The organism is Deinococcus rhizophilus (assembly GCF_030271215.1).
In the GTDB taxonomy this organism is placed as follows: domain Bacteria; phylum Deinococcota; class Deinococci; order Deinococcales; family Deinococcaceae; genus Deinococcus; species Deinococcus rhizophilus.
On record NZ_JASNGB010000149.1, the window covers coordinates 1 to 7256 of the forward strand.

At 69.9% G+C, this 7256-nt stretch carries 6 protein-coding genes and 1 pseudogene; 4 read left to right on the forward strand and 3 right to left on the reverse strand.

Going from position 1 to position 7256, the window contains the following annotated elements; all coding sequences use genetic code 11:
* Window positions 1-277: pseudogene (locus tag QOL99_RS13175) on the forward strand (DUF4388 domain-containing protein); the annotation flags it as partial.
* Between the two features lie 247 nt (window positions 278-524).
* Here QOL99_RS13175 and QOL99_RS13180 read toward each other — a convergent pair.
* Window positions 525-884 (reverse strand): hypothetical protein, encoded by a 360-nt coding sequence (locus QOL99_RS13180; RefSeq protein WP_285524481.1) that lies wholly within the window; start codon window positions 882-884, stop codon window positions 525-527.
* Window positions 885-941: 57 nt separating this feature from the next.
* Here QOL99_RS13180 and QOL99_RS13185 point away from each other — a divergent pair, with 57 nt between their 5' ends.
* A complete protein-coding gene (locus QOL99_RS13185; protein ID WP_285524482.1) occupies window positions 942-1430 on the forward strand; it encodes a cation:proton antiporter regulatory subunit in 489 nt (162 codons plus the stop codon).
* Window positions 1431-1469: 39 nt separating this feature from the next.
* The gene (locus QOL99_RS13190) at window positions 1470-2705 is read left to right on the forward strand and encodes a cation:proton antiporter (RefSeq protein WP_285524483.1); all 1236 of its coding nucleotides are present in this window, start codon (window positions 1470-1472) and stop codon (window positions 2703-2705) included.
* A gap of 158 nt (window positions 2706-2863) precedes the next feature.
* On the opposite strand, the gene QOL99_RS13195 is transcribed toward QOL99_RS13190, so the two are convergent.
* Together QOL99_RS13195 and QOL99_RS13200 are read right to left on the reverse strand one after the other, a co-directional pair.
* Window positions 2864-4396: a B12-binding domain-containing radical SAM protein gene (locus QOL99_RS13195; RefSeq protein ID WP_285524485.1), complete on the reverse strand. Its 1533-nt coding sequence runs from the start codon at window positions 4394-4396 to the stop codon at window positions 2864-2866.
* A gap of 365 nt (window positions 4397-4761) precedes the next feature.
* Window positions 4762-6450, reverse strand: coding sequence for a long-chain-fatty-acid--CoA ligase (locus QOL99_RS13200; RefSeq protein WP_285524488.1), 1689 nt, complete (start codon window positions 6448-6450; stop codon window positions 4762-4764).
* A gap of 155 nt (window positions 6451-6605) precedes the next feature.
* On the opposite strand from QOL99_RS13200, the gene QOL99_RS13205 reads away from it, so the two are divergent.
* Window positions 6606-7136: a nucleoside deaminase gene (locus QOL99_RS13205; protein WP_285524487.1), complete on the forward strand. Its 531-nt coding sequence runs from the start codon at window positions 6606-6608 to the stop codon at window positions 7134-7136.
* The last annotated feature ends 120 nt before the right edge of the window (window positions 7137-7256 follow it).

Sequence of the window (7256 nt, forward strand, 5' to 3'; positions counted from 1 at the left end):
GGAGGCGGCAGCGGCGGCAGAGCGCGGGCAGCTCTCCCCCACCGGGCGCTACGCGTGGTTCAGCCTGCGGCTGCTGGCGGGCACCCGGCGCACCGGGACCTCGGCCATCGCCGACGCCCTCGACGGCGAGCGGACCCTGGGAGAACTGCTGGCCCTGGGGCACTCGGTGGAGGACCTGCGGGCCTACCTGCTGGCCGAGGTCCGGGCCGGTCTGCGCTTTCCGGGGACCGGCTGGGTGCTGCGCGACCTGATCTGGGAAGGGCAGCATCCGGGATAGGACGACCGGCAGGGGCAGGGGGCGGATGCGCAGCCGATGCGTCCGCCCCCTGCCCTGTGGCCGGACTACAGCCCGGTGGGCAGCGGCGCACCAGCCGCTCGACGAGGTGATCCCGTCTGATTCCTGCACATCCAGAAAAGCGATGGATGCGCATCCATCGCCCGGAACCCGTATGAGCGGTACGAGGACCTGCCCTTCGCAGGACAAAGGGCGGCCCTCACCGGAGAGCCGCCCTGAGAGGGAGGAGTCAGGACCGCAGGTCGGGCGGGCTGCCCTCGCCCTCCTCCTCGAATTCCAGTTCGATGCGGGCGCGGCAGTGCGGGCAGGTCACCACGCTGACGGCGCTGCCGTCCCCGGCCTCCAGGGTGGGCGAGGCGGCGAGCAGGTCCTCGGTCACGTCGAATTCCTCGCCGCAGGCCGGGCAGACGGTCAGGATGCCCAGCAGTTCGAGTTCGAAGTCCTCGCCGCCGCCGTTGCGGGTGACCTCCATCTCGGCGTGGCAGGAGTCGCACACGATCACGTCGCCGGGGCGCAGCTCCGCGCGGTCCTCGCCCGTGAGTTCAAGCACCTCCGCGCACACCGGGCAGTCGATTTCCAGGGTCGCCATGCCCCCAGTGTACGGGGCCCCCAGTGTGCGGGGGGCCGGGCGCCCTATCCTGAGGGCATGATCCGACTGGACGAGACCCCGCTGCCCGGCGTGGGCGTGCGGCACGACTTTGATGGGCGCTTCGGCAAGCGCGTGGGCGTGATCACCCACCGCGACGGGCGGCGCGAGATTTTCGTCGCCCGCCGCGACGACCCCGACGCCTGTGCCCAGAGCATCGTCCTGAGCGAGGAGGAGGCCGAGGCGGTCGCCGACCTGCTGGGCGGCTCGACCATCACCCGGCACGTGTCCAAACTCACCCAGGATATCGAGGGGCTGGCGATGGACTGGGTGCCGGTCTCGGGACTCAGCCCCTACGCCGGGCACGCGCTGGGCGACACCATGATGCGCACCCGCACGGGCGCGAGCATCGTGGCGGTGATGCGCGAGGCACAGGCCATTCCCGCCCCCGGCCCCGACTTTCCGCTGCAGGCGGGCGACACGGTGGTCGTCGTGGGGACGCCGAACGGGGTGGTGCGGGCCGCGCGGCTGCTGGGCGGCGGAGAGTGAGCGTCCCGGCCCCCCCACTGCTGGCCGTGAGGCGACACCGTGCCCCTCGCTGAGCTGTTCCTGGAACTCGGCGCGGTCATCCTCGCGCTGGCCTTCGTGGGGCGGGCGGCGGGGCGGCTGGGCATCACACCGATTCCGCTGTACCTGATCGCGGGCATCGGGCTGGGGGCCTTCTTTCAGCTGGGCGACGCGCCGGAGGAATTCATCCATATCGGCGCGGAGATCGGCGCGGTGCTGCTGCTGTTCACGCTGGGGCTGGAATACACCAGCGCGGAGCTGCGCGACAACCTGAAGGCCAACCGCAGCGTCGGGGTGCTGGACCTCGCGCTGAACTTCACGCCGGGGCTGCTGGCCGGGCTGGTGCTGGGCTTCTCGCCGCTGGCCGCCGCCCTGCTGGGGGGCGTGACCTACCTGAGTTCCAGCGGGATCGCCTCCAAGGTGCTCTCGGACCTGGGGCGGCTGGGCAACCGCGAGACCCCGGTGATTCTGGCGGTGTGCGTGCTGGAGGACGTGGCGATGGCCGTCTACCTCCCGGTGATGGCCGCGCTGCTGATCGGCGGCACGCTGGCGGCGGTGGGGGTCAATCTGGCGGTGGCGCTGGCGGCCTTCTCGCTGGCCTTTTTCCTGGCGCTGAAATACGGGCACGTCCTGAGCCGGGTGATTCACGTCCAGAGCAACGAGGGGCTGCTGCTGAGCGTGTTCGGGCTGGTGCTGGTGGTCGCGGGACTGGCCGACATGCTGAAGGTGTCGGCGGCGATCGGGGCCTTTCTGGTCGGGATCGCCCTTTCCGGCGAGGTGGCCGACCGCGCCCGGCACCTGATCGAGCCGTTGCGTGACCTGTTCGCGGCGGTGTTTTTCGTGTTCTTCGGGCTGCAACTGGACCTCGGCACCCTGCCGGGCGTGCTGCTTCCGGCGGTGGTGCTGGCGGTCGTCACCAGCCTGACCAAGTTCTACACCGGCTGGTACGGAGCGGCCCGCGCAGGCGTGCAGACGCGCGGGCGGGTGCGGGCGGGGGCCACCCTGATTCCGCGCGGCGAGTTCAGCATCCTGATCGCGGGGCTGGGGCTGGGGCTGGCGCCCACGCTGGGGCCGCTGGCCGCCGCCTACGTGCTGATCACGGCCATCGTGGGGCCGGTGCTGGCCCGCTTCGACGCCCAGATCGCGCCGCTGCTCGACCGGAGGATGCGGCTGGCCGGAGTTCCAGCGGCGGTGGTTCCGACCGAGGTCGCGCCACGGCCGCCACTGGCCGAGACGCGGGAGCCGCGCACGGACTGACGCCCGATCTCGAGGCGGCCCCCAGGAACACTCCCCGGGGGCCGCCTTTCTTTGGTTGCCCGATACGAATCGCGTCTGTTTCGTGAACAGGCTGGAAGAATGCCGGTTTGTTCACTCCACGCCTGGAACCCGTTGTTCTCCCTTTTTCGGAGGCCGTGTCAGACCGCCAGCCCCTCCGCGTGGGCGCTGACCTCGCGAGCCTCGTAGTGGCCGGGGGGAAGGTGGATGGCGGGGGTGTTGATCTCGAATTCGTCGCGCCAGCCCACCTCGTCGAGGGCCTTTTTCCAGGCGCCGATGCTTTCGCTGCGGTAGATGCTGTAGGCGGCCATCCCGACTTCCGGGCCGCCCCGCGCGATCACGGACTCGACCCAGGCCCATTTCGCGGACACGTTGCGAAGTTCGGCGGTGGTCCGCAGTTCCTTCTGGATGCGCTTGAGGCGCTTCTCGATGGTCTGCACGCCGCCGAAGGGGTCGGCAAAATGCGGGGTATGGCGCTTGGGCACAAAGGGGCTGATGCCCAGCGCGACCCGGTTGATCTTCGCCAGCTCCTTCGTGAACTCGATCAGCTCGGTGATGTCGTCGTCGTCTTCCGGGCCCAGGCCGATCATCATGTAGACCTTGATGCCCGAAAAGCCCAGGTCGCGGCTGATGTGGGCGGTCTTGAGCAGGTCTTCGGTGGTGATGCCCTTTTTCAGCCAGCGGCGCAGACGCTCGGAGGGCGCGTCCGAGGCCACCGTGAAGGTGCGCAGTCCGCCCGCCTTGAGAATGGCGGCGAGTTCCTCGTCCACGGTGTCCGCGCGGATGCTGCTCACGCCCAGCTTGATGCCCCGGTCGGTCAGGGTGCGGCCGACGTACTTGGTGTGCGGAAAGTCCGAGAGGGCCGCGCCCACCAGCCCGACCTTTTCCACCCAGTCGGGGATGGTGTCCAGCAATTCCTGGGCCTGGTTGTTGCGGTTGGGGCCGTACATGGTCCGGGCGAGGCAAAAGGTGCAGGGGCGCGGGCAGCCGCGCTGCGCCTCGACCAGGAACATGTTCGACAGCTCCGAGTGCGGCGTCACGATCTGTGAGTAGGCGGGCAGCAGCTCCTTGGGCGCGGTGGCCCAGGTCGGCTCGTGGACGTGCCGCGCGGGCAGGAAGATGCCGGGCATCCCGTCCACGAGGTCGTAGAAGTCCTCGCGGGTCTGCGACTCGCGCAGGGCCTCGCTGACCACCGGCACAATCTGCTCGCCGTCCCCGATCACGATCACGTCGGCAAAGGGCGTGAGCGGATAGGGGTTCGAGGACGTGAAGGGGCCGCCGATCATCACGACCGGGTCGGTGTCGCTGCGCTCCTCGCGCAGTGGGTGCATCCCGGCCACGTCCAGCGTGCGGATGATGTTGGTGAGGTCGAGCTCAAAGGACACGCTCAGGGCAAACAGTTCGCAGTCGCCCGCGTCCCGGCCCGACTCGACGGTGGGGAGGGCCTGCCCGCTGCGCTCGAAGGCCTCCACGTCGTCGGGGAGAAAGGCCCGCTCGCAGGCGACCCCCTCTTCCTGGTTGAACATGCGGTAGATGACCTGATACCCGAGGGAAGCCATGCCGACCGAGTAGCGATTGGGAAACGCCAGCGTGACGCGGATGGGCGCCTGCTTGTGCAGGGTGCCCGTTTCCGCGTCCAGCAGCGGTTTGATCTGGGTGCGCCAGTAACTCAAGAAGCCTCCGGGGTGCCCGGGCGCCGGGGAGCGGTCAGACTCGGGAGGCGGCGCACGTCACGGCCCGGTATTCTAGCGGCTTTTGTTTTCCCAACTGAAGCGGGGGTCACGCGGGGCGGGGAGGGTGATCGAGCCTGTGTCCAACCCTCTGGCGCGGGGGCAAGCTTCGCCCGCCACCCCCCTCCCCAACTCTCCCGCACGAGGAGGGAGGGGGAAAAGCCTCGCCCACACATCGTTCTTACCATTGCACATCAGACGTCACAAGGGGGGTTCACGGAGCTGTTTGCAGCAGAAGGACAGACCTGTGTTTGCCGGGAAGTCCACGAGCCGGGGCTGAGTCCGGGCACACGCCCTCAGAGCCGGGATCAGGCCGGTTGCTGGCGGGCGGTCCTCGCTTCCTCGGCCAGCTGGCGGCGCAGCACCTTGCCGACCGCCGTCTTGGGCAGTTCGGCGCGGAACTCCACGCTGCGGGGGGCCTTGTACGCGCTGAGGTCGCGGCGGCAGTGGGCGATGATCTCGGCCTCGGTCGCCTGCTGCTTCGGCCCCAGCACCACGACCGCGTGCACGCTCTCGCCCCGGTACTCGTCGGGCACGCCCACGGCGGCGGCCTCCAGCACGGCGGGGTGGGCGGTGAGCACCTCCTCGACCTCGCGCGGGTAGACGTTGAAACCTCCCGCGATGATCAGGTCCTTTTTGCGGTCCACGATGCGGAAGTAGCCGTCGTCGTCCATGACCGCCATGTCACCCGTCAGCAGCCAGGTCTGGCCCTGCCACTCGCGCAGCACCTTGGCCGTCTCGTCGGGCCGGTTGTAATAGCCCTTCATCACCATCGGCCCGGCGACCCACAGCTCACCCACCTCGCCGCCCTGCACCGGCTGGCTGTCCTCGCCCATCACCACGGCGTCCACACCCGACATGGGCAGGCCGATGCTGCCCTCGCGCTGATCGCCGAAAATCGGGTTGGTGTGCGTGATGGGGCTGGCCTCGGTCAGGCCGTAGCCCTCCACCAGATTGGCACCCCCGGTGATCTGCCGGAACTGCCGGGCGGTTTCCAGCAGCAGCGGCGCCGACCCGCTGATGCAGGCGCGGATGGTGGTCAGGTCATGCTTCGGCGTGTCGGGGTGGTGGTTGATCGCGTTGTAGAGGGTCGGCACGCCGGGAAAGAGGGTCGCCCCGCCCGCACTGATCTGAGAGAGCACCATCTTGATGTCGCGGGCGTTGGGCACCAGCACGACCGTCGCCCCGATCAGCAGGCTGAGGTTCATCGCGACCGTCATGCCGTAGACGTGAAAGAAGGGAATGGCCGCCAGCGTGACCTCCTGCCCGTCCCTCAGGTCGGTCATCCAGGCGCGGGCCTGCTCCGCGTTCGCCACGAGGTTGCGGTGGGTCAGCATCGCGCCCTTGGGCACGCCGGTCGTGCCGCCGGTGTACTGCAGCAGGGCCACGTCGTCCGGACGCAGGACCACCGGCTCGGGGGTGCCGTCTTGCCGCACAAGCTGGGTCATGGAGTACACCGACCCCCCGGCCTTCACGCCCACCCAGGTGCCCTCACGGCGGGCCTTGAGCGGGTACAGCACGTTTTTCGGGAAGGGCAGCGCGTCCTGAATCCCGGTCACGATCACCCGCTGCACCGGGACATTCCCGGCGATCTGCTCGTAGCGCGGGTAAAAGGCGTCCAGCAGGATCAGCGTCTCGCTGCCGCTGTCGCGCAGCTGGTGCTCGAGCTCGTGCGGGGTGTACAGCGGGCTGGTGTTGACCACCGTGGCCCCGGCGAGCAGCGCCCCGTAAAAGCCCACCACGAACTGCGGGCAGTTGGGCAGCATCAGGCTGACGCGCTCGCCCGGCTGGACGCCGATCTTTTGCAGCGCTGCCGCGAAGCTCCGGGCCTGCTGCCACAGCACCCGGTAGGTCGTCTTCGCGCCCAGAAAGGTCAGGGCGGTGCGGTCCGGGTACTTTTCCGCCGTCCGGCGCAGCAGGTCGGGCAGCGTGTCGTTGGTCGGCGTGAACTCGTGGGGCACGCCTTCTTCGTAGTGGGACAGCCAGGGTCTGTGCATCGGGGTCATTCAGGCTCCTCGCGCTCCCGCTTCGCCGCTGCCCGCAGCCTGGAAGGGGCGGCGGGCGGGGTGGGGGCGACTTGTGATTGGACTCAGTATAAACGCAGCCCGCGCCCCCGCGCTTCCCCCGGGGGGGCCGTGCCACACTGGTCTGCATGACCGCCCCCCACCGCGCTTACCTTCAGGAAGCCCTCACCCTCGCGCGTGAGGCGCAGGCCTCGGGCAGCTCGCCCGTCGGCGCCGTGCTGGTGGACGCGAACGGCGAGATCATCGGCCGGGGCCGCAACCGCGTCGGCGAGGCCCAGACGCCCGAGCACGTGGGGGCGGCGAGCGTGGCGCACGCCGAGATGGACCTCTTTTTCGCGGCGGGCAAGTTGAAAGGCCCGGAGACGCTGACCCTCTACACCAGCCTGGAACCCTGCCTGATGTGCGGCGGCGGCGCCGCCCTGCTGGGGGTCGGCCGGGTCGTGTGGGCCACCGCCGACCCCTGGGGAGGCTCGGGCCGCCTGATTCGGTGGAGCGACCACCCCGCCATGCAGGAGACGGAGGTGCTGCCCTGCCCCGACCCCGAGCTGGAAGCCGAGGGCGCCCGCCTGTTTGCCCCCGAGGCCAGACGCGCCTTTCCGGACGAGGGCTGGGCGCTGTGGCGTGAGCGGTACCCCGGGGAAACGGCGGACCTGGAATGACCCTGCTGGTGGTCGGGGGCGTGAACGCGGACCTGACCGTGCGGGCGCCGCACATCCCGGCGCCCGGCGAGACGGTGCTGGGCGGCGACGTGCGCGTCTCGCCCGGCGGCAAGGGGGCGA